The 20,716-nt window shown below is 70.8% G+C and carries 23 protein-coding genes; 10 read left to right on the forward strand and 13 right to left on the reverse strand.

From position 1 onward, the window contains the following. Positions 1–4: 4 nt before the first annotated feature. Positions 5–889 (reverse strand): cation diffusion facilitator family transporter, encoded by an 885-nt coding sequence (locus A3G1_RS0126505; RefSeq protein WP_040479830.1) that lies wholly within the window; start codon positions 887–889, stop codon positions 5–7. Between the two features lie 83 nt (positions 890–972). On the opposite strand from A3G1_RS0126505, the gene A3G1_RS0126510 reads away from it, so the two are divergent. Continuing rightward, positions 973–1,296, forward strand: coding sequence for a hypothetical protein (locus A3G1_RS0126510; RefSeq protein WP_026212545.1), 324 nt, complete (start codon positions 973–975; stop codon positions 1,294–1,296). A 1-nt stretch (position 1,297) separates the two neighbouring features. Here the strand turns inward: A3G1_RS0126510 and A3G1_RS0126515 are convergent, their stop codons facing one another. From A3G1_RS0126515 to A3G1_RS0126530, 4 genes are all read right to left on the reverse strand, one after another. Next, the gene (locus A3G1_RS0126515; RefSeq protein WP_018352528.1) at positions 1,298–3,673 is read right to left on the reverse strand and encodes an AAA family ATPase; all 2,376 of its coding nucleotides are present in this window, start codon (positions 3,671–3,673) and stop codon (positions 1,298–1,300) included. 102 nt (positions 3,674–3,775) lie between these two features. Further along, entirely contained in the window at positions 3,776–4,210 is a 435-nt protein-coding gene (locus A3G1_RS0126520) for a GNAT family N-acetyltransferase (RefSeq protein WP_018352529.1), read from the reverse strand. A gap of 30 nt (positions 4,211–4,240) precedes the next feature. Next, the gene (locus A3G1_RS0126525; RefSeq protein WP_018352530.1) at positions 4,241–4,792 is read right to left on the reverse strand and encodes a flavodoxin family protein; all 552 of its coding nucleotides are present in this window, start codon (positions 4,790–4,792) and stop codon (positions 4,241–4,243) included. Positions 4,793–4,906: 114 nt separating this feature from the next. Then, positions 4,907–5,827, reverse strand: coding sequence for a LysR family transcriptional regulator (locus A3G1_RS0126530; protein ID WP_018352531.1), 921 nt, complete (start codon positions 5,825–5,827; stop codon positions 4,907–4,909). Positions 5,828–5,912: 85 nt separating this feature from the next. Here A3G1_RS0126530 and A3G1_RS0126535 point away from each other — a divergent pair, with 85 nt between their 5' ends. Beyond that, the gene (locus tag A3G1_RS0126535) at positions 5,913–6,782 is read left to right on the forward strand and encodes an EamA family transporter (RefSeq protein ID WP_026212546.1); all 870 of its coding nucleotides are present in this window, start codon (positions 5,913–5,915) and stop codon (positions 6,780–6,782) included. Between the two features lie 7 nt (positions 6,783–6,789). Here the strand turns inward: A3G1_RS0126535 and A3G1_RS0126540 are convergent, their stop codons facing one another. From A3G1_RS0126540 to A3G1_RS0126565, 5 genes are all read right to left on the reverse strand, one after another. Then, positions 6,790–8,001: an ATP-grasp domain-containing protein gene (locus tag A3G1_RS0126540; protein ID WP_018352533.1), complete on the reverse strand. Its 1,212-nt coding sequence runs from the start codon at positions 7,999–8,001 to the stop codon at positions 6,790–6,792. Positions 8,002–8,081: 80 nt separating this feature from the next. After that, positions 8,082–8,204, reverse strand: coding sequence for a hypothetical protein (locus tag A3G1_RS42150; RefSeq protein WP_281167860.1), 123 nt, complete (start codon positions 8,202–8,204; stop codon positions 8,082–8,084). 518 nt (positions 8,205–8,722) lie between these two features. Beyond that, positions 8,723–10,237: a class I adenylate-forming enzyme family protein gene (locus A3G1_RS0126555; RefSeq protein ID WP_018352536.1), complete on the reverse strand. Its 1,515-nt coding sequence runs from the start codon at positions 10,235–10,237 to the stop codon at positions 8,723–8,725. Positions 10,238–10,255: 18 nt separating this feature from the next. Beyond that, a complete protein-coding gene (locus A3G1_RS0126560; protein WP_026212547.1) occupies positions 10,256–11,185 on the reverse strand; it encodes a cation diffusion facilitator family transporter in 930 nt (309 codons plus the stop codon). 192 nt (positions 11,186–11,377) lie between these two features. Beyond that, a complete protein-coding gene (locus tag A3G1_RS0126565; protein WP_018352538.1) occupies positions 11,378–12,994 on the reverse strand; it encodes a SulP family inorganic anion transporter in 1,617 nt (538 codons plus the stop codon). 156 nt (positions 12,995–13,150) lie between these two features. On the opposite strand from A3G1_RS0126565, the gene A3G1_RS0126570 reads away from it, so the two are divergent. From A3G1_RS0126570 to A3G1_RS41225, 7 genes are all read left to right on the forward strand, one after another. Continuing rightward, positions 13,151–14,020 (forward strand): helix-turn-helix domain-containing protein, encoded by an 870-nt coding sequence (locus tag A3G1_RS0126570; protein ID WP_018352539.1) that lies wholly within the window; start codon positions 13,151–13,153, stop codon positions 14,018–14,020. Positions 14,021–14,065: 45 nt separating this feature from the next. Continuing rightward, the gene (locus tag A3G1_RS0126575; protein WP_018352540.1) at positions 14,066–14,254 is read left to right on the forward strand and encodes a DUF397 domain-containing protein; all 189 of its coding nucleotides are present in this window, start codon (positions 14,066–14,068) and stop codon (positions 14,252–14,254) included. Positions 14,255–14,944: 690 nt separating this feature from the next. Further along, the gene (locus A3G1_RS0126580; protein ID WP_018352541.1) at positions 14,945–15,259 is read left to right on the forward strand and encodes a hypothetical protein; all 315 of its coding nucleotides are present in this window, start codon (positions 14,945–14,947) and stop codon (positions 15,257–15,259) included. A 125-nt stretch (positions 15,260–15,384) separates the two neighbouring features. Next, on the forward strand, positions 15,385–16,176 hold the full coding sequence (locus A3G1_RS0126585) for an HAD-IIA family hydrolase (RefSeq protein ID WP_026212548.1): 792 nt from the start codon (positions 15,385–15,387) through the stop codon (positions 16,174–16,176). A gap of 53 nt (positions 16,177–16,229) precedes the next feature. Further along, complete coding sequence (locus A3G1_RS0126590; RefSeq protein WP_018352543.1) at positions 16,230–16,796, forward strand: copper resistance CopC family protein; 567 nt, start codon at positions 16,230–16,232, stop codon at positions 16,794–16,796. 56 nt (positions 16,797–16,852) lie between these two features. Continuing rightward, on the forward strand, positions 16,853–17,287 hold the full coding sequence (gene arfB / locus A3G1_RS0126595) for an alternative ribosome rescue aminoacyl-tRNA hydrolase ArfB (protein WP_040479833.1): 435 nt from the start codon (positions 16,853–16,855) through the stop codon (positions 17,285–17,287). Next, entirely contained in the window at positions 17,284–17,796 is a 513-nt protein-coding gene (locus A3G1_RS41225; RefSeq protein ID WP_018352545.1) for a ribonuclease FAU-1 family protein, read from the forward strand. The genes arfB and A3G1_RS41225 overlap by 4 nt, the downstream gene beginning before the upstream one ends. Here the strand turns inward: A3G1_RS41225 and A3G1_RS0126605 are convergent. Continuing rightward, complete coding sequence (locus A3G1_RS0126605; protein ID WP_026212549.1) at positions 17,790–18,662, reverse strand: Gfo/Idh/MocA family protein; 873 nt, start codon at positions 18,660–18,662, stop codon at positions 17,790–17,792. The genes A3G1_RS41225 and A3G1_RS0126605 overlap by 7 nt on opposite strands. Before the next feature lie 226 nt (positions 18,663–18,888). Here A3G1_RS0126605 and A3G1_RS0126610 point away from each other — a divergent pair, with 226 nt between their 5' ends. Beyond that, positions 18,889–19,368: a Dps family protein gene (locus tag A3G1_RS0126610; RefSeq protein ID WP_018352547.1), complete on the forward strand. Its 480-nt coding sequence runs from the start codon at positions 18,889–18,891 to the stop codon at positions 19,366–19,368. A 208-nt stretch (positions 19,369–19,576) separates the two neighbouring features. On the opposite strand, the gene A3G1_RS0126615 is transcribed toward A3G1_RS0126610, so the two are convergent. Then, positions 19,577–19,942, reverse strand: coding sequence for a DUF3037 domain-containing protein (locus A3G1_RS0126615; RefSeq protein ID WP_018352548.1), 366 nt, complete (start codon positions 19,940–19,942; stop codon positions 19,577–19,579). Beyond that, positions 19,939–20,697, reverse strand: a complete 759-nt coding sequence (locus tag A3G1_RS37010) for a HipA family kinase (RefSeq protein WP_051110673.1) — start codon at positions 20,695–20,697, stop codon at positions 19,939–19,941. Before A3G1_RS37010 ends, A3G1_RS0126615 begins: the two co-directional genes overlap by 4 nt. Positions 20,698–20,716 lie beyond the last annotated feature (19 nt).

Below are 20,716 nucleotides of genomic sequence, written 5' to 3' on the forward strand. Positions count from 1 at the left end.
GTACTCATCGATGCCCGGGGCTGGGGTCCGAGAATCCGGCCGGTTCGAGCTGGAACGTGCTGTGCCCGATGTCGTAGCCGGAGCCCAGCGCCGCGTGCAGTCCGCTGAGGACGGCTTCCTGGTCGGCGCCCGGCTCGACCGTGATGTGCGCGGAGGCCGTGCGCACGCCCGACGTGATCGTCCACGCGTGCAGGTCGTGTACCCCGGCCACGCCGGGCACGGCGAGCAGGCTGGCCCGCAGGGCACCGAGGTCGACGTCCCTCGGCGTGCCCTCCATCAGCACGTGCACCGCCTCCCGGCCGAGCACGTACGCCCTCGGGATGATCATGACGCCGATCAGCATGGCGGCGATGGCGTCGGCCCGCTGGAAGCCCGTGAAGATCATGACCAGGGCCGCGACCACCGTCGCCGCGGCGGCCAGCATGTCCGACAGCACCTCGAGGAACGCGCCCCGCACGTTCAGCGACTCGCCCTGCCCCTTCATCAGGAGCAGTACCGAGACCGCGTTGCCAGCCGTCGCCACCAGGGCGAACCAGAGCATCGAGCCCGAGGCGACCTCCGGCGGCTCCAGCAGGCCCCGGATCGCGGTGACCAGGATGTACAGCCCGACGGCCGTCACCAGTACCGCGTTGAACAGGGCGATGATCATCTCGGCGCGCTGGAGGCCGAAGGTGCGCTGGGGCGTCGGCGGCCGGGCCGCGAGCGTGACCGCGACCAGAGCCATGAGCACGCCGAACGAGTCGACCGCCAGGTGGGTCGCGTCGGCCAGCAGCGCCAGGGACTTCGTGAACAGCCAGCCGATCACCTCGATCACGATCACGGTCACCGAGATGCAGAGCGCGATGGCCAGTGCCCGCCGATGGCGCATTCCCGCCGTTTCCGCCGTCATGGTCAAAGTTTGCCCCGTATGTTGGTGCTACGCGCCGCATATCGCGAAGGCCGCACACCGTGAGGCCGCAGACGTGTGAGGAGATGGCCGTGGAAGCCGCCCAGCTCAGCGACCCGGTCGTCCGGACCGTCGTCACCGCGATGAACAACAAGGACAGTGACTCGTTCTTCTCGGCGTTCGCCCCCGAGGCGGAGCTGACCGACGACGGCACGGCCCACGAGTTCACGACGTGGGCCGAGCGGGAGATCTTCCGGGGCGAGGGCACCCTCGACGTCCAGTCCGAAGGCGAGGGCGGGCTCTACCTGACCGGCGCCTTCACGTCGGCCCAGTGGGGGACGTTCAGCACGTTCTGGCAGTTCACCGTGGCTGACGGCCAGGTGACCCGCCTCGACGTCGGCGCACTCTGACCTAGCTTCGCTCGGCCCAGATACGGGCCAGCCGCACCATCGGGTACTCGGCGGCCGTCGCCCGCGCCGCCGCGACGAGTTTCTCGGCCTCGGCCTCGTCGCCGTCACCGGCCCGGCGGGTCAGTGCTGTCGCGAGGTCGGCCTGGCTGGCTGCCCGGTACGCGACGGCACCGAGCCGCTCGTTGGCCGCGACCGCCGCGCGCAGGTACCCGGCGGCACCCTCCACATCCCCAGCCGTCAGCGCGCACAACCCCAGGTACCGGTCGGCCGACCCGAGGCACGCACTGGCATCGGCCGCCACGACGGCCCGGCCTGCACTGGGGAGCAGCAGCCGGTACGCCTCGGCGGCCACCACGGCGTCGGAAGCCATGAACGCCATCTCGGCCAGCAGCGCCCAGCCGAACGGCCCAGCCGTCCCGAATCCCTCGTGGAACTCGCCGAGCATCGACCGGACCGCGTCGATGTTCCCGCCGAGCCACTCCACCAGCGGCGCACCCAGCGGCGCCCCCGGCCCCGGCGCGAACTCGACCGAATAACGCCCACCCGCAGCCCACGTCAGCGGCAGCATCTGCGTCGCGAACACATCCTCCACACCAGGCGAGCGGAACGCGACGGCGTGCTCCCGGGCCGCACGCGCGGCGATGCCCGCGTCCCGGAACCGCCCGGCCAGCGCCAGCATCATGCTCCGCGCCGACCCGGCCCGAGACAGGAACCCGGGATGCCCCGTCCGTTCCGCCAGCGCCTCGTACGTGGCCAGCTCCCGCCCGGCTTGCGCTGCCTGGCAGCTTTCGAGCAGAGCCGTCAGCCGCCACAGCCGCCCGTCCAGCTCGCGGCTGACCAGCCCGTGCCGGACGGCCAGCTCGACGATCTCCGTAGCGCGGGACAGCCGGTCCTCCAGCGGCTCCAGTGCCCAGAGGACCGAGAGCCGGGCATGCAGCAGCCCGGCGAGCAGTGGCCCGTCGTCGAGCCGCCGCGCTGTGCCGGCTGCCTCGCCGAAGAGTGCCCGCTGCTCCGCCGGGACGGGTACGGCGCTGGCCAGCCAGGCCAGCAGCCTTGCCCGCAGCCCGGGAGCCTGGCTGCCCAGCAGCCCAAGCACCTGGCGCACGACAGGTGAGAGCTCCGGGGTGTGCGGCAGGGCCAGGGCCGCTTCAGCCGCCAGTACCGGATTATCTGCTCTGTGGCTGATGGCGATGGCCTCGGTGAGATCCTCGATGCCGCGTCCTGGATCGCCAGCCGCGACCCAGGCCTCGCCCCGGACGGCGAGCAGCCGGGCACGCAGCTGTGGCAGCCCCTCGTAACGTCCGATGGCCGCCAGGCCAGCGTCGCACTGCCCGATCGCGTTCTCCGGCGCCAGCAGCGGCAGCGCCGCCCGGGCGGCCAGCACAGTGAACTCGGTGGCCCGTGCGGGATCACCCTCCGGCAGAGCTTTCCGGAGGTGATGCGCAACCTCCGCATGGCTGCCACCGGCCACGACGAGCACCTCAGCCGCCCTGTGGTGCAAGGCCAGGCGCTCGGTGCGGGGGACTGCCGCATAGACCTCCTCGCCGGGCAACCCCGCCTCCGCAGCCCGCGCACACGCCATCGTGAACCTGCCCGGTGGCAGTCCGGTCATGACGGCGAGCACCCGCGCCGCTGGCTGCTGACCCAGCACAGCTCCTGCGGCCACGACACTCCGCGTGTCGGCGTCCAGCGTGGACAGCCGGGCCGTCATGGGCCTGCCCGCTTGTTCTGGCCGGCTGAGCAGCTCGGTCGTGCGGTACGCGTTGCCCAGGGCCGCCCGGTACACAGCCCAGGCTTCCAGCTCCGGCCGGTGCCCGGCGACCAGCTCGGCGACCTCGGCCACGAGCAGCGGCGGGATCGCCATGACCGTGCCGTGCTGGTTGACCTCCGCCATCCGGCCGGCGGGCCGCTGCGTCGTCACCACCATGACGCGGCAGTCATCCAGGCTGTTCCCGAGCGCGCCCACCAGCGTCAGCGAGACCGGATCAGCCTCGTGGAGGTCGTCGAGCACCACCAGCAGCGGGCTTGCGGAGGCAGCCGCACGCACGTACCCGGCGAAAGAGTGCAGCAGGGCGGCCTTCGCCTGGGCGGCCGGCACGTCCGGAGCCGGGCTGCCGCCCAGCCAGGGCAGCGGCTCGCCGAGCACGGCGGCTACCTGCGCCCACAACGCGTACGGCGGCGCGGGGTCCGTGCCCCGCGCCCGGCCCCACACGACCCGGAACCCCTGCTCGGCCGCCCGTACCGCGATCTTCTCGGCCACAGCGGTCTTACCCACCCCGGCGGCCCCGGTCACGTGCAGCATCCGGAACGCGCCACCGGCAGCCTCACCGAGCAGGTCGGCAGCGGTGGCCAGCTCGTGTCTCCGCCCAGCGAACATGCCGGAAATCCTACCGTTCCGGCTGTCCATACAGGCCGGACGCGACCAGCGCCAGCACGCTGACCAGGCGGGGGAGCGGCACCACGGCCGCCCCCCGCACGGCTACAGCGTGATGGCGTACCTGACGAACGGGGTGAGGTCGCCGACCTTGTCGTACAGCACCCGGGCGGTGGCGTTGTGCTCCTGCGTGTGCCAGTACAACCGGGAGCAGCCCCGGGCCGCCGACCAGTCGCGGACAGCCTCGATCAGTGCCCGGCCGACGCCCTTGCCGCGCACGTCCGGGTCGGTGAACAGGTCCTGGAGGTAGCACAGGTCCGGGCCAGAGGTGCTGGGGTGGATGAAGAAGTGGGTGATCCCGGCGAGCTCGCCGTCCACGTAGGCCCCGAGGGCGTGTACCCGGGTGCCGTCCTGGAAGTCGTTCCAGGCCTTCTCGTACATCTCGTCGGGCTCGGTGCGCTCGTAGAAGGCGATGTAGCCGCGGAACATCCGTTCCCAGGCCGGCCGGTCCTCAGGCCGCAGCGTGGCGATAGTGATCATGAAGCCACTGTACCCACGGGCCGGTGACGCTCAGCCGGCGAAGAACGTCTTGGCCGCGGCGAGCGCCTCGGCGTCGTCGAGCACGTGGCCCGGCCGGGTGCCGTTGCCGAGGAGCAGCCCGCCCCAGCGCATGCCCATGTACCCGGCCGTCAGCTTCATCGTTCCCGCCAGCGGTTCGGCCATCGGAGCAGCCCCGCTCAGCGCGGTGATCGTCCACAGTGTCCGCCCGGCCATGTTCGCCCGGAAGTCCGCACCCGGCACGCGCAGCCACGCCGACCAGTAGTCGAGGTAGACCTTGACCGGCGCGGACATCGTGTACCAGTACAGCGGGGTCGCGATCACCAGGTCCGTCGCGCCGAGCGTCGCGTCGAACAGGGTCTTCTCGTGGCCCTCCGGCTGCGGGTAGGTGCCGTCGCCGGTGTGGCGGAGGTCCTGGAACGGCGGCAGGTGCAGGTCGGTGAGCCGCAGCCAGGTCTGGGGCGTGCCCTCGGGGAGGTGGCTGGCCGCCTCCCTGGCGAGCAGTTCGGTGTTGCCGTCCTGCCGGGCGCTGCCGAGCAGGAAGGTGAAGGAGCGAGGGGCCACGGGTTCATCTCCGGAAGTTATATGCGTGTGCATTTATTGCAACGGCAAGATCGTGCCACCTGCCCCCGCCAGCCGTCAAGCCCCCGGCCCGCCCGCCTCCAGCGGTCCCCTCCGTCAGGCCGCCCGCGCCTCCCGCACCTCCTGGACCCCCGTGTACTCCGTGACCCGCCGCGTCATCAGCGCGACCGCCGGCCACGACTGCCGGCCTGGCCTGGTCACGGCGAACATCCGGCGGCGCGCGTCCACGCCGGGCATCGGGAGCAGGCTGACGTCCTCACGCGGCGCGACGAACCCCGGCACCACCGAGACGCCGAGCCCCGCGCCGACCAGGTCGAGCACCAGCCCGAGACTGTCGGCGCGGTGCGCGATCCGGGGCGCGAAGCCCGCCAGCGCGCAGATCCGGCTGGCCAGCTCCGCGTCGTCCTCCCCGCGCGAGTTGACCACCCACGGCCAGCCGGCCAGGACGGAGAGCTGCGCGGGGGAGTCGATGGCAGACAGCGGGATCCGCCCGGCCGGTACGGCGAGCACGAGAGGCGTCGCGCAGGTCTCGACCACGGTGTCCCCGTTGTGCTGGAGCTTGGGGACGAGGCAGTAGTCGTACACGAACCCGAGGTCCACCCGCCCGGTGGCCAGCAGCTCCGTCACCTCGACCGGCTCGCGTTCCTGGAGTTCGACGCGCAGGTCCGGATGGCTCACGGCCAGCTCGCGGACGACGGGCAGGATGCTGCCGGACAGGGCGCTGGCGAACGCGGCGACCCGCAGCAGCCCCGAGGGCTCGGCGTTCGCCCGGACGGCGGCCCTGGCGGCCTCGACGGCCGACAGGATGCCCTTCGCGTGCTCGGCGAGAGTACGCCCGGCCGGGGTGAACTGCACGCCCCGGCCGCTGCGTTCGAGCAGCTCAGCGCCCACTTCCTTCTCAAGGGCCGCGAGCTGGAGCGAGATGGCGGACGTGCCGTAGCCAGTCGCCTCCGCCACCGCGCGCATCGTGCCCAGGCAGTCGAGTTCGACCAGAGTCTTCAGTAACCGGGTGTCCATGCCCTCGATTGTTCACGAATGCTGGACTGTCCATCCACAACTAGCCGGTAGACGTGAATGATCATTCCGGGTTCCCATGGAGGGCATGACCGCACCCTCCGCCACGGCAGCCCGGGTCAACCCCGGAGCGCTGCTGGCCATCGCCTCGATGAGCCTCGTACAGCTCGGCGCAGCCCTGTCCACCGGCATGTTCGCCACGATCGGCCCGGTGGCCACCGCGTGGCTCCGGCTCGCCTGGGCCGGCGTGATCTTCCTGGTGATCGCCCGGCCACGGCTCCGCAGCCTCCGCCGTGCCGACCTGTCGGCCGCCGCGATGCTCGGCGTGACCAGCGGCGCGCTGACCGTCCTGTTCTTCGCGGCGATCGAGCGCATCCCGCTGGCGACGGCTGTCGCGATCGAGTTCCTCGGGCCGCTCGCTGTCGGCCTGTTCAGCAGCTCTGGGCGCGGCCGCAACCGGTGGGGAGCGCTGTGGCCGGTGCTGGCCTTCGGCGGCGTGCTGCTGGTGACCCAGCCGTGGCAGGGCGGGGCTGACCTGCTCGGGTTCGCCTACGCGGCGGGGGCCGGCACCTGCTGGGCCGTCTACATCCTGCTGACCCAGCGCGTCGGCGACAACCTGGGTGGCCTGCAGGGGCTGGCCATCTCGATGCCGGTGGCGGCGCTGGCGACCCTGCCGTTCGGGCTGGGCGCGACCGTCGCGCACCTGAGCCCCGGCCTGCTGCTGGAGGGCCTCTTCCTCGCGCTGCTGCTGCCCGTCGTCCCGTACGCGCTCGAACTGCTCGCCCTGCGCCGCCTCGACGCCGCGTCCTTCGGCACTCTCATGAGCCTGGAACCGGCCCTGGCGCTGGTGATCGGGGCCGTCGTGCTCAGCCAGCTCCCGCAGCCGGTCCAGATCGGGGGGATCGCGCTCGTGACCGTGGCCGCGATCGCTGTGGCCCGATCCGGACCGCGCGAGTAGCGAGGAGCTACTTGTTGATCAGGAGGGCGGCCTCGGCGGAGTCGAGCGCCGCCTGGCACTCCTCCGCCGAGCCGGCGACCGCGACCGCGTAGCCGATCCGGCCGTGGCCGCTGCCGTCCGGCGGCGAGACCACCGAGCCGGGGCGGGCGTAGAGGAACGTGGACACGACGGCCGGGTCCAGTGCCGCCTCGTCGAACCGGATCGACTCGACCACCGTGCCCGGCTGCTCCGGGTGCAGGAACCGGATGCCGGCCACCCGGCCCAGCCCGCCGCCCAGCACCGGCCGCACTCCGCACGCCGTGTCGCAGGCCGCCAGGCCGATGTCGACGCCGATCGCCTCGAGCGCCAGGTACGGGATCAGCCCGGAGCCGAGCCGCCCGTTGATCTCGATGATCTTCGGGCCCTCGGCCGTCAGCATGATCTCGGTGTGCGTGACCCCGCTGGAGTACCCGACGGCCTGGTGCGCCGCCTGGAGGAAGGCGTGCAGTTCGGCGTCGGCCAGCAGCGGGTCGCGGCTGTCGACCATGTGCTGGACCTCGGCGAAGTACGGCGGGTACCCGGTGGTCTTCCGCGCGACGCACAGCACGGTCAGCTCGCCCTCGAACAGGACACTGTCCACGCTGATCTCTTCGCCGGTGACGCACTCCTCGACCAGCGGCCGGAACACGTAGTCGGGCAGCCCGCCCACCTTGTACCCGGTCAGCTGCGTGTACGCCGCCCGGAGCTCCTCCTCGTCGGCGGCCCTGATCACGCCCATGCTGGCCAGCAGGTCGTTCGGCTTGATCACGACCGGGTACCCGATCGTGGCGGCCGCGGCCACGGCCTGGTCCGCGCCGGACACCGAGACGGAGCGCGGCTGGGGTACTCCGGCCGCGTCGAGCGCACGCCGGGTCAGGTTCTTCTCGCGGCACCACTGGGCCGCCTGCTGGCCGGCCCCGGGCAGCCGCAGCCCGTCGGCGATGTGCGCGACCTGGGTGACACGGGCCTCGTCCCACGTGAGGACGCCGCTGACGCCTTCGATGCCGGCCGCGACGGCGAGCGCCTGGGCGGGGTCACGGGAGTCGTGAATAGTCCACCCGTCGAGATACTCCCGCTCCCAGGAGGGGTCGAGGCTCGACACCAGATGAAGCCGGTACCGGGTGGACATCGAGCGGAGGAGGTATTCCCTGGCGTCCTGGGTGCCGGTACGCAGCACCAGTACCAGCGGGCGGTGATCCATGTGTGACCTCTGTGGAGCCGGGTACGAAAAAGGGACGAAAAAAGCAGGCCCCCTTTCGGGGGCCTGCCCTACTGCTTTATTTAGCGCGCCTCGGGAAGCGGGGCGTCCTTAAGCTGCGGCTCCATCTCAAAACCGAGGTCCTTGACCTGCGGCTCAACCTCGCGGAAACCGAGGTCCTTGATCTGAGGCTCAACCTCACGCATAACGATCATCCCTTCTATGATCGAGCTTTTCCTTACCCCGTAAGGATTAGGCTCGGCCCCGCCTCGTGTCAAGCGCCGGCTGTGAAGAGATTTCGCGGCGGTGGCGAACTGTCCTTTTTAGACTTGTGATGCGCCGATCGCCACGCGCGCAGCCGTTTCTTGACGACTTTCCTGGTACCGGTAGTGGCACCTTTACCGCCAACTCGGCCCCATCCGGGCCAGCGGGGAGCCGCGCGCCCGGCTGGCCAGGGCGGAAGGGGGCGGATACGGCGGGAATGGGGGACGAAAAAGGCAGGCCCTCCATCGGGAGAGCCTGCCCTGCTGCTTTATTTAGCGCGCTTCGGGAAGCGGGGCGTCCTTGATCTGCGGCTCCGCCTCGAAGCGGAGCTGGGCGACCTGGTCCTTGATCTGGGGCTCGACCTCACGCATGGCGATCATCCCTTCTATGATCGGAATTCCTTACCTGGTAAGGATTAAGCCGGAGCCATCCTCCTGTCAAGCGTCGACGCCAGTCGATTTCACGCGGCCGGAGTGCTGTCCTTTCCGGCTTCCTGGCTCGCCGCCCGCCAGGCGCGCAGCTGCTTCTTGTCGACCTTCCCGGTACCGGTCAGCGGCAGCTCGGCGACGAACTCCACCTCCCGGGGCGCCCACGTCCCGTTGAGCCTGCCCGCCACGAACTCGCGCAGCTCCTCTGGCGTCGCCGAAGCCCCGGCCGCCGGGACGACGTAGGCGTGCACCACCTCGCCGAACTCGGCACTCGGCACCCCGACGACCGCGGCGGCGTGCACGGCCGGGTGGGCGGCCAGCGCGTCCTCGACCGGCCGGGCGTACACGTTCGTCGAGCCCCAGCCGGTGAGGATCATGTCCTTGACCCGGTCGAGCAGGAAGAGATTGCCGTCCGGTGCCACGTACCCGAAGTCACCCGTCCGCAGCCAGCCGTCCACGATGGTCTCGGCGGTCAGCTCCGGCTGCCCCCAGTACCCCGACATCATCACGCCGCCGCGCAGCCACACCTCGCCCGGCTCGCCGGCCGGCAGCTGCTGGCCCTCCGGCGAGCGGACCTCCAGCTGGAGGTCGCCGTACGGCTGGCCGACGGAGCCGAGGACGACCGGGTCGGCGGGGATGCCGGGGTAGGCGGCGATGATCGGGGCCTCGCTCATCCCGTACGCGGGCCGCATGACCGGGCCGAAGCGCTCGATCGCCTGCTGGAGCCTGCTCGCGGCCACCGGCGCGCCGCCGACGTTGACCCGCCTGAGGCTGGTGCAGTCGGCTTCGGCGGTCAGCGGGTGGTCGAGCAGGAAGTACAGCAGGGGCGGGGTGAGGAGCGTGTCGGTGATGCGCTCCTTCGCGATGAGGCCGAAGAACTCGGCCGTCACGAACTTGCTGACGGTGTAGTACGTCCCGCCGGTCAGCATGGCCATGTGCGCGGGCATCTGGGTGCTCATCACCCAGTACCCGGCGAGCGACAGGTGTTTCATCGCGTGCTCGCCGGAGGCCTTGTAGTGCCGGGCGAAGGCGAGCGCGGTGTTGAAGAACTTCTCACCGTGCAGCACGAGTTTCGGATCGCCGGTCGTGCCGCTCGTCTGGTACAGCGCCTGCGGCTCGGTCGTCACGCCCTCCGGCAGCCCGGCAGGAGCGTGCGCGGCCAGCTCGTGCAGCCTGTAGGTCGGCAGGCCACTGGCTCCGGCCATCTCGGAACCGAGTGCGCCAGCCGCGTGCTCGTCGTAGACGAATACGTCCGCACCGGCCCGTACGAGAAAACTGTCCTGAAAGGATCGGGGGGCGTTGGGTGCGATCCAGGCGATCCGGCCACCCAGCAAATGCACCGCGAATTGCAGCATCACGGCCTCTGGCGCGGTGCTCGCCAGCACACCGACTGCGACTCCCGGGTTGAACTGGCTGGCTATGCCAAGAATGCCATCGTGCAGCTCCCGGAAGGTGACCCGCCGGTCATCCGCGACGATCGCCTCGGCGTCACCGTATCCGGCGAACAGCTCCAGCACGTGCCGGACGTAATTCTCGCGCTCCATCATGGACGTAGAGGGTAGACCTCAACCCGGGGACTTGGCATCAGGCGATGGATCGAGGAATATGTACTCGATTCCCGGGAATTTCGCCCGCAATTGGAACTCGGCCTCCTCACACGCCGCCTCGATCCGCGCACCCGTCGCGTCGTCCCGGAAATTGATTTTCGCCGCGATCAGCCCGGTACGCGGCCCGAGCTGCATGGTGAGCAGCGTGCCCACGGCCTCCACGGTGGGCAGATCCTCCAGGACCGCCCGGATCTCCTCGCGCAGCGGGCCCGGCAGTGCCCGCCCGACCAGCAGCGAGCCGTTCGCCCGGGCCAGCACCAGCGCCACGGCCACCAGCAGCAGCCCGATCGCCACCGAGGCCAGCCCGTCCCACACCGGCGAGCCGGTGACCTCGGTCAGGCCGAGCCCCGCGGCGGCCAGCACCAGGCCGATCAGGGCCGCGGTGTCCTCCAGCGTCACGGCCTTCACCGCGGTGTCCGGGGTGTGCCGCAGATACCGCAGCGGCGGGACGCGCCAGCGCTGAGCCTCGCGCCGCACCTGCCGCGCCGCCCGCCCGAACGACACTGCCTCGATCACGAACGAGATGCCCAGCACCAGGTAGGAGAGCGTGAAGTCCCCAGGTTCCTCGCCGTGGCTGATCGTGTGCAGGCCGTGCGTGATCGAGAAGCCTGCCCCGGCGACGAGCGTCGCCACCGCGGCCAGGAAGGCCCAGAAGAAGTTCGCTTTCCCGTACCCGAAGGGGTGCCGCGCGTCCGCCGGCCGGACCCCGGCGCGCAGCGCGGTGAACAGCAGCACCTCGGTGACCGTGTCGGCGACCGAGTGCGCGGCCTCCGACAGCATCGCCGCCGAGCCCCCGAGCACCCCGGCGGCAGCCTTCGCCGCGGCGATCGCCAGGTTGGCGACCCCGGCGATGATCACCGTACCGGCTGTTTCCTCGCCAGCTCCCACATAAGCAGGCTAGATCCCCCTACCCCCGTGAACCGGGCAAACGCACCGGTACCGGGGTACGGGAAACGGCCACCGCTAGGTGCTGTGAGCCTGGGGAGGTTCTCGAGCCCAGCGATGGCCGCGCCGCCATTCTAGGAGAGTTCACTGGAGTTGGGTAGGCCCGCGCCTGCCGGGCTGCCCGCCCAACCCCAGTTACTCGAGCTGGCTCCTGGCCGCCATGATGGCCTTCGATGTCCCGCTGAACAGCCGGCCGGCCTCCCGCAGCCGGTCGAGCACGCCCAGCGCGGTCAGCGCCCGGTGGTGCTCCGGCCGGATGCCGGACATGTAGACGCTGATCCCGCCCTGTTCGAGCTGGCGGATCGCGTCGCGGAGCGCGAGCGCGCCGGTCGCGTCGATTGTGGACACCCGCGACATCCGCAGGATCACGACGCGCACGTCGGCCACCCGCGACAGTTCCGTGACGAAGCGCTCGGCCGCCGCGAAGAACAGCGGCCCGTCGATCCGGTACGCGACGATGTGCTCCTCAGCGCGCAGCGGGTCGACCCGCACCGTCCGGGTGATCGTCCGCAGGGCCAGCGCCCCGGCGGCGAGCACGCCGACCATCACGGCCATCACGAGGTCCAGCGCGAGGGTCGCGGCGGCGGTCAGCCCGAGGACGAAGGCGTCCGACCGGCCGGCCTTGGCCAGCGACCGCACCGTGCGGACCTGCACCATCCGGATCGCCGTGGCGAGCAGTACCCCGGCCAGCGCGGCCAGCGGCACCTCCGCGACCAGCGGGGCGGCGGCGAGCATGATCAGGGCGAGTGTGAGGGCGTGTGCGAGGGCCGACAGCCGCGTGGTCGCCCCTGAACGGACGTTCACCGCGGTCCGCGCCACGGCGGCGGCGGCCGGGAGCCCGCCGAACAGCGGTGCCGCCAGGTTGGCGAGGCTCTGCCCGAAGAGCTCGCGGTCGGGGTCGTGCCGGGTGTTCGTGCCGGACATGTTGTCCGCGACCGTCGCCGACAGCAGGCTCTCCAGCGCGGCGAGTACCGCGATCGCCAGGGCGGACGGCAGGAGCTCGATGGCCAGTACCGGGTCGAGGAACCCGAGTGACGGCGCCGGGGGAGTGGCGGGCAGCTGGCCGATGTGCGCGACCGGCAGCCCGAGTACCTTCGCCGCGACCGTCGCCGCCGTCACGGCCACCAGCGAGAACGGGATGGCCGGCCACCACCGGGCCCCGGTGAGCATCGTGACGGCCACGGCACCGGCCAGCAGGATCTCCGGCCAGCGGGGGTGGGCCGCGAAGTCCAGTACGGCGTTGGCGGCCAGCACGAGCACCCTCGGGCTGCCGCTGGACGCGACGCCTAACGCGGCCGGGAGCTGCTGGAGGAAGATCACGCCGGCCAGGCCGAGCGTGAAGCCCTCCATCACGGGGGCCGGCACGTAGCGCGCGTACCGGCCAGCCCGCGCGATCGCCAGGCCCAGGAGGACCAGCCCGGCGAGCAGCCCGACCGTGAGGACGCCCGGCGGGCCGTGGCTCGCCGCGATCGGCGCGAGCACCACGGTCATCGCCCCGGTCGGCCCGGTCACCGAGAGGTGTGAGCCCCCGGCGACGGCCGCCACCGCTCCGGCGACGATCGCCGTGGCCAGCCCGGCGGCGGCACCGAGCCCGGAGGCCATGCCGAAGCCGAGTGCCAGCGGGAGCGCCACGACGGCGACGGTGACCCCGGAAACCAGGTTCCGGCCCGGCTGGCGGGCCATGCTGGCCAGGTCAGGGCCGGCGGGCAGCAGCCCGGCGGCGGCCCGGCGGCACGCGCCAGTAACCCCCATAAATGCCTCCCCAGATGACATTTATGGGAATTATCGTCAATTGATCCCGGGGAATGATCACAGGGTGCCCCGGCCTGGCACCCTGCCGCTATGCTCGCGGCAGCCAGGGTTCCACTTCGGAACAGTTCCGATCTTGGAAAATGGAGGCCGGAAGCTGTGACCAGCCCATACGTCCGTCGGCTGCGACTGGGCAACGAGCTGCGGGAGCTGCGCAAGCAGGCTGGGCTCACGTCGGAGGGCCTGGCGCAGAAGTTCGCCGGCGGCACCCGGCTCAAGGTGTCCAGACTGGAGACTGCCGCCCGCAAGCCCGACCTCGGCGACGTGATGAAAGTGCTGGAGGCGCTGGGCGTGGAGACCGGCTCCGGCCGGTGGCTCTCCCTGGTCCAGGTCGCCAGGGACGGCGCGGAGCGCGGCTGGTGGGAGAAGCCAGCGTACAGCGGGATGGGAGCCAGGCAGGCACTCTGGGCCGACCTGGAGGCCGGCGCGACCTACATCCGGATGTACGAACCGGCCACAGTGCCCGGTGTCCTCCAGACCTCCGAGTTCATCCATGCTCGCAATGAGACAGTCGCCGCCACCTACGCCGGGGCGTTCGACGCGGTGGCGACCGCCAGTGGCAGGCTGCGCAGGCAGGAGGAGGTGTTCCGGCCCGGCGGCCCGATGCTCGACGTGATCCTGGAGGAGCAGGCCCTGCGCCGGCTCGCGGTGCCCCCGGCCATCATGCGCGCCCAGCTCGAGCACCTGGTCGCGCTGTGCGAGCACGAGCAGGTCACGCTGCGGGTCCTGCCGATCGAGATCGATGTGGTGAGCGTGTACCTGCCACGCGGCCCCTACAATCTTTTCTCCTTTTCGGACCCCAATGACCCTGTTGTCCTTTTAGCCGATAACCTGACGGCGGACGTGGTGTCGGGGGATGCTGATGAGGTGGCCCCGTACGCCCAGCTGTTTGATCGGCTCGCCGAGGGGGCACTGCCCCCGGCGGAGAGCGCGGCCCACATCGCCAAGCTGGCGAAGGCTGGCTGGTAGAGGCCGGCCTAGCGGGGCCGCCCGAGGAGAAAAGGGCACGCGGTCGTGATCGAGAAGTACGGCAACTGGCGTAAGTCAACCCACAGTGGCAGTGCCACGCCCGACTGTGTCGAGGTGGCCTTCGCCCCCGGCGGCGAGGTCGCGGTCCGGGACACCAAGGACCGGCAGGGTGCGGTCCTGGAGTTCTCGGCAGCCGACTGGGCCGCCTTCGTGGAGGGGGTGCGTGGCTCCTGATCGGACCCGGCGGGGACGGGCTGGGCTGACAGTCCCAGGCGGCTCGATCCTCCACACAAGACCGGCGCGCGACGGTGCGCCGGTCTTTTTCCTTTCCCCGCCCAGAATTTGTACCCACAGGCCAGCGGCCCGATCACATCGATGTGACTGAGACTGTGACTGGCCTGGCTGGACGGACACGCAGCGTTCCCTGGCATTCCACTGGACATTGTGCCAACTTTCATGATCGCTCCACGTGAGTGCGGCGCTGCTACTTGTGACCTTGGTTTGCGCGGGTGCATGCTCGGGAACAGTTCCAAATCGCGAAAGCATCCACGGGGACATGCAGCCTGGAGGATCAGCTGTGATCAAGGTCGATCAAGATCAGAGGCCGGCCGCCCCTGCCGGCCTCACCCAGGCTCCGTCCCCGCTGCCCGCCTCCGCCCCGGGCCGGGCAGCACGCGCGCGGATCGGCGCGCCGGATGAAGGCGGCCCAGAGTTCCCCCCAACCCTGGGCCGTTTGGACCCGCTGAGGGCGACGATGCGCGCGTTGTCGGGAACCCGGCATACAACACCGGTATGCCGGAACCCCTCCGCGCCGCACCGGAGGTGCGCTAGCAAGCTCAGTGCCTCGGCGCCCTCAGCGGGCCACTTCGCGTCAGATCAAAAACAGAAGAGCACATGTGAGGGAGCGGGTTATGGGGGGCTGGGATGTTGCTGACGACCACTGCGCTGGATGAGTGGACGCTGCGCGGGATTGTCTACTGTGGCGGGTGCGGGGACCTGATGGACGGGCTGACCCGTGGCGGCACGCGCACCAGGGTGTATGCGTGCCTGCGAGGCTGCTGCCGTGGCGGCACGGTCGCCAGCGTGCTGGAGCTGATGGTGCTCACCGACGCGCGCCGCCATTCGCCGGAGCTGATCGAGGGCGTGCCGGAGCGCTGCCACAGCCAGGTGTTCGCCGACCTGTACCGGGCGATCGTCATCCATGCCGGGCATCGCGGGGTCGACATCCTGCCGCGCTGAGTCGCCATCTTTCCGGGTACAAGGGATAGATCGCCGGGCAATCGTGCAAGATCCATCGGTACAGTGAGCAGAAACGCGCAGTCAAGGCGCAGCGGACGCGTGCTGCTGCCCGTACGATGATCTTCATGACTGAACGGAAGCAGATCGGCTGCTGGCTGACCGACATGGACGGGGTGCTGGTCCGCGAGGGCAGCATGATCCCCGGAGCCGACGAGTTCATCAGCGCGCTGCGCGACTCCGGCCGCCCCTTCCTGGTGCTCACCAACAACAGCATCTACACCCCGCGTGACCTGCGGGCCAAGCTGCTGGCCACCGGCATCGACCTGCCGGAGGAGTCGATCTGGACCTCGGCGCTGGCCACGGCGCAGTTCCTCGACGCCCAGCGGCCGGAGGGTTCCGCGTACGTGATCGGCGAGGCCGGCCTGACGACGGCCCTGCACGAGGCCGGGTACGTGCTGACGGAGACCAGCCCCGACTACGTGGTCCTCGGCGAGACGCGCAACTACTCGTTCGAGGCGATCACCCGGGCGATCCGCCTGATCAACGACGGCTCGCGGTTCATCGCGACCAACCCGGACGTGACCGGCCCGGCCCCGGAGGGCGCGCTGCCGGCCTGCGGCTCCGTCGCGGCCCTGATCACGAAGGCGACGGGCGTCGAGCCGTACTTCGTCGGCAAGCCCAACCCGCTGATGATGCGCGAGGCTCTGAACAAGATAGAGGCGCACTCGGAGGTCACGGCGATGATCGGTGACCGGATGGACACCGACGTGCTGTGCGGGATCGAGGCAGGCCTGCGGACGTTCCTGGTCCTCACCGGCGTGACCCAGCCCGACGAGATCGACCGTTTCCCGTACCGGCCCTCGCGGGTGGTCAACTCGATCGCCGACCTGGTCAGCGAGGTCCGCGCCAAGAGCTGAGCCATCACGGGCCTCACGGGAACTGGGCGGGGCCGGGGCGCGACTATTACTGCGTGATCAGGAAACTTCTCGCCGTACCGGTTCTCGCGCTGGCCCTGGTGGCCGTGCTGGCCTCGCCGGCCGCCGCGCACAACACGCTCAAGTCCAGCAACCCGGCGAACGGATCGACAGTGGCGGCTCCGCCGGAGGCCGTCACGCTGACGTTCACCGAGCAGGTCGACGCGCCGAGTACCACGGTGACGGTGACCGGGCCGGATGGCGCTTCGGTGTCGGAGGCTCCGCAGGTCGCTGGGGCCGTGGTGACGGTCAGGCTGAAGGCTGGCCCGGCCGGGGCGTACTCGATCGTGTACCAGATCACCGGCCATGACGGCGATGTCACCAAGGAGACGCTGAAGTTCACGGCGACGGCTGGCAACCTGCCGGCCGCGGTACCTGCCACCGCGTCTCCCTCGCCCAGCCAGGTACCTTCGCCGGCCCCGGTCGTGATCGCCACCGCTCCCCAGGCTGGCGAGGTCACGAAGGAAAGCTCCTCGCTGTGGGTGTGGGCGGTGCTCGGCGGGGCCGTGGTGCTCGTCCTGGCCGGCGTCGCCCTCGTGCGGTCGCGGCGCGGCCCGGCCTGATCCGCAGTTTCATGTGGAGTGGACAGCGCACCCGCCGCGTACGCCATGATGGGGCCGTGGAAGATCGACTACAGGTGACCGCCCGGGTCGCCATCCCGCGTGCCGAGCTGCACTGGCGGTTCAGCCGCTCGGGCGGGCCCGGCGGGCAGGGCGTGAACACGGCGGACTCGAAGGCGGAGCTGCGCTTCGACCTGGAGGGCTCGCCGTCCGTCCCCGGGCATCTGAAGGCCAGGGCCGCCGAGCGGCTCGCTGGCCGCCTCGTCGACGGCTCGCTCGTCATCGTGTCCTCCGAGCACCGCGCCCAGCTCGCCAACCGGAAAGCCGCCGAGGCCCGGCTGGTCGCGCTGCTCGCCGACGCCTTCGCGCCGCCAGCGGCCCCGCGCCGTCCGACGAAGGTGTCGAGGGGCAGGCTCGAAGCCCGGATGAAGGAACGCAAGGCGCGGTCGGAGACGAAGCGGCTGCGGCGTGACCAGGGAGACTGGAAGGCATGAGCGTGCTAGCACCAGGCAGTACTGTCACCGTCCGCCTTCTCAAGGCCCCCCGGCCGGACGTCACCTATCCGGCCACTGTGCTCGGCGACGACGGTGTGCGCGTGGTCGTGCGGGCTGACTGGGCGGGGCCGCCGGTGTCGGACTTCGGCGCGTTCCGGTTCGAGACCGGCGACGTGTTCACGGAGTACTACTGGCGCGACCGGTGGTACTCCATCAAGGAGGTCCGGTCGGCCAGCGGCACGCTGAAGGGCTGGTACTGCGACGTGGCCCGCCCCGCACAGGTCACCGCCGCCGAGGTCTCCACAGCGGACCTCGACCTGGACCTGTGGCTGTCGGGCGACGGCTCGCTGGTCCTCCGGCTGGACGAGGACGAGTTCGCCGAGTCGGGGCTCGCCGATACGGACCCGGACGCGGCAGCCGAGGCCATCCGTACCCTCGACGAGCTGGAGACGCTGGCCCGGCGCGGCTTCCCCGGGCTGCTCACGCTGCCAGGTTCACCGCTTCACTGAGCTGTTGCGGCTGCGGCCGACAGGATTCTGACGACCTCGGCTCCGAAGGCCACGTCACACGGGTGAGCCGTCCGGCCACCCCGCACGTTGGCGATCAGATCACTGATCGCGACCCCGAACGCCGTGCCGGAGCCTTCCGTCCGGCCGTCTGGGAGCGCGAGCTTGCCGGACTCGCCGTAGAAGGCGACCTCCTTCACCGGGTGCGGCGCGTCGATGCTGAGCGCGAGCGAGCTGACCGCGCCGCCGGCGTGCCGGAGCAGGAGATGGCTGGTCCGGTGCGCCCCGGTCATGGCCTTGATCTCCTCGACCGGCCCGAGTACGGGCAGGGCCAGGCTCAGCGCGTGCGGCCCGAGATCCCAGAGCCCGCCGTGCTCCTGCCGCCAGACCGAATCGGCGTAGGGGCTGCCCGGCGTGAGTACCGGATAGAGCATCTGGATCCTGGCCAGTGTCCAGCCCGGACGGGCGGCAGCCTCGCTGAGGAACGCGGCGGTGGCCGGCTGGAAGCGGTTGGTGAAGAACACGACGGTGGCCAGCCCGCGATCAGCCGCCTCGGCGGCGATCGCGTCAGCCACGGCCGGGTCGAGCGCGACCGGCTTGTCGAGGATCAGGTGCTTGCCGGCCCGCGCCGCACGCAGCGCCAGCTCGCCCTGCACGGCGGGCGGGAGGGAGAAGGACAGCGCGTCGCAGCCGGCGATCAGCTTGTCCACGTCGGAGTACGCGGCCGTGCCCAGCTGCCCGGCCAGCGCCTCGGCCTTCGCCGGGTCGCGGCCCCACACGCCGGCCAGCTCGGCCTCCGGGTGGGCGGCGAGCGCCGGCCCCTGTGTCTTCTGTGCCCAGTGCCCGGTGCCGAGCAGCCCGATCCTCATGCGGCCGAGCGTAGCCGCCGGCCGGGTCACGGTGCGGAAAGCGGATCAGCGTTCCCGGACTCTGAGCAGAATCAGGCGGGCTCCGAACAGAAACGCGCGGCTAATTGCCCGGATTAGCGGGCTTGGCCCGGATGTTTCCTGCACGATCGACAGGGGCGGCACGGCCGGGAGCCGAGCTAAAGTTGATCAAGAAAACCGGACACCATCCGCGCAGGGGGAACACACTATGGCAAACGTCAGGATCAGCACGGCACTCAGCGAGGACGCCCGGAAGATCGCCGGTGAGGCACTCCAGGGCGCGCTGGCCGACCTGGTTGACCTGTCGCTGGTCGCCAAGCAGGCACACTGGAACGTCGTCGGCCGCAGCTTCCGCTCGGTCCACCTCCAGCTCGACGAGGTCGTCGACTCGGCACGGCTGTTCTCCGACCAGGTCGCGGAGCGCGCCGCTGCGATCGGCATCAACCCCGACGGCCGCGCGTCCACCGTCGCCAAGACCAGCGGCGTCCCCGAGATCGCCCTCGGCTGGCTGCCCGACACCGAGGTCGTCGGCGCCTTCGTCGCCAGCTACACGGCCGTCGTCCAGCGCATGCGGCAGCGGATCGACGCCACGGCGGACGCTGACCCGGTAACGCAGGACATCTTCATCGGCATCACGGCCGAGCTGGAGAAGCAGGCCTGGATGTTCCAGGCCGAACACGCGGGGTAGTGCCGACCCGCTGAGAGCGACGATGCGCGCGTTGTCGGGAACCCCGCATACAACACCGGTATGCGGGAACCCCTCCGCCTTCGCATCCTCGCTCTCAGCGGGCCACCTCGTGTCAGATCAAGAGCAGAAGATCAAAATCTGATTCTTGTACTGCGGGGAGCCAGCCGCCGGGTCGCCATCCTCGGCCCGGCGGCTTCACCGTGGCTGGTCAGATCTCGACGAGGCGGGTGACGAGGCGGGCCAGGTCGGCCGCCGGGTCGGCTGTCAGTCCGGTGTGGACGGGGCCGGTCCGCAGGATCGTGCTGCGGGGCGCGGTCAGCCAGCCGAAACGTTTCCCGAGGTCCAGCTCGGCGGACGGGCCGCTCGTGCAGCCGGACCGGTACGCGTCCAGCGCCCCGCGTACCCCGTCGATGTCGACCGCCGGGTCGAGCGCGAGCAGCCGGGCCTCGTCGACGTGCAGGCCGACGTCGAGGAAATCGAGGGCCTGGCAGTACAGGATCACGCCGACGTTGACGCACTCGTCCCGCTCGATCCGGGGCACGAGCTTGACCAGGGCGTAGGAGAAGGACTTCACGAGCGGCCCTCCGGCAGCCAGGAGTCAGCGGCGGCCAGGCGGGCGCCGAGGTGACTGACGTAGGCGGCCCGGACCTCGTCCGGTGAGCCGAAACCGGGCTCGTCCGCCAGCCACTCGTCGGGGATCAGCGCCGTCACCTCGCGCAGCAGGTCCGGGGTGACCTGCGGGGCCAGGGCCGCGTGCGTGCCGGCCATGTCCCGGGCGAAGGGCGCGAGCACGTGGTCGTCCCACTTGTAGGACCGGCCGACGTAGCTGGCGGCGCGGGGCCAGTTGTGGTGGAAGTACAGCGAGGCGCCGTGGTCGATCAGCCACAGCTCCTTGTGCCAGACCAGCATGTTGGGGTTGCGCCAGCTGCGGTCGACGTTCTCGATCAGCGCGTCGAACCACAGGACCCTGGCCGCCAGGGCCGGGTCGGGGCTGAATCCGGCCGGGTCGAAGCCGAGGGCGCCGGGCAGGAAGTCCATGCCCAGGTTGTCGCCGGGGCTGGCCTTGAGCAGGTGCTGGATCTCGGGGTCGGGCTCGCCGGGCGCGATGGCCGGGTCGAGCTCCGCGAGGACCAGGTCCGGGACGCGCAGTCCCAGCCGCCGGGCCAGCTCGCCGCCGATGATCTCGGCGGCGAGGGCCTTGGGGCCCTGACCGGCCCCGCGGAACTTCACGACATAGGTGCCGAGGTCGTCGGCTTCCAGCAGGCCGGGTAGTGAGCCGCCCTCGCGGAGCGGCGTCACGTACCGGATGGCAGTCACTTTGGGGAGCACGGAGTCGAGCCTAGATGAC

The organism is Longispora albida DSM 44784 (assembly GCF_000379825.1).
Classification (GTDB): domain Bacteria; phylum Actinomycetota; class Actinomycetes; order Mycobacteriales; family Micromonosporaceae; genus Longispora; species Longispora albida.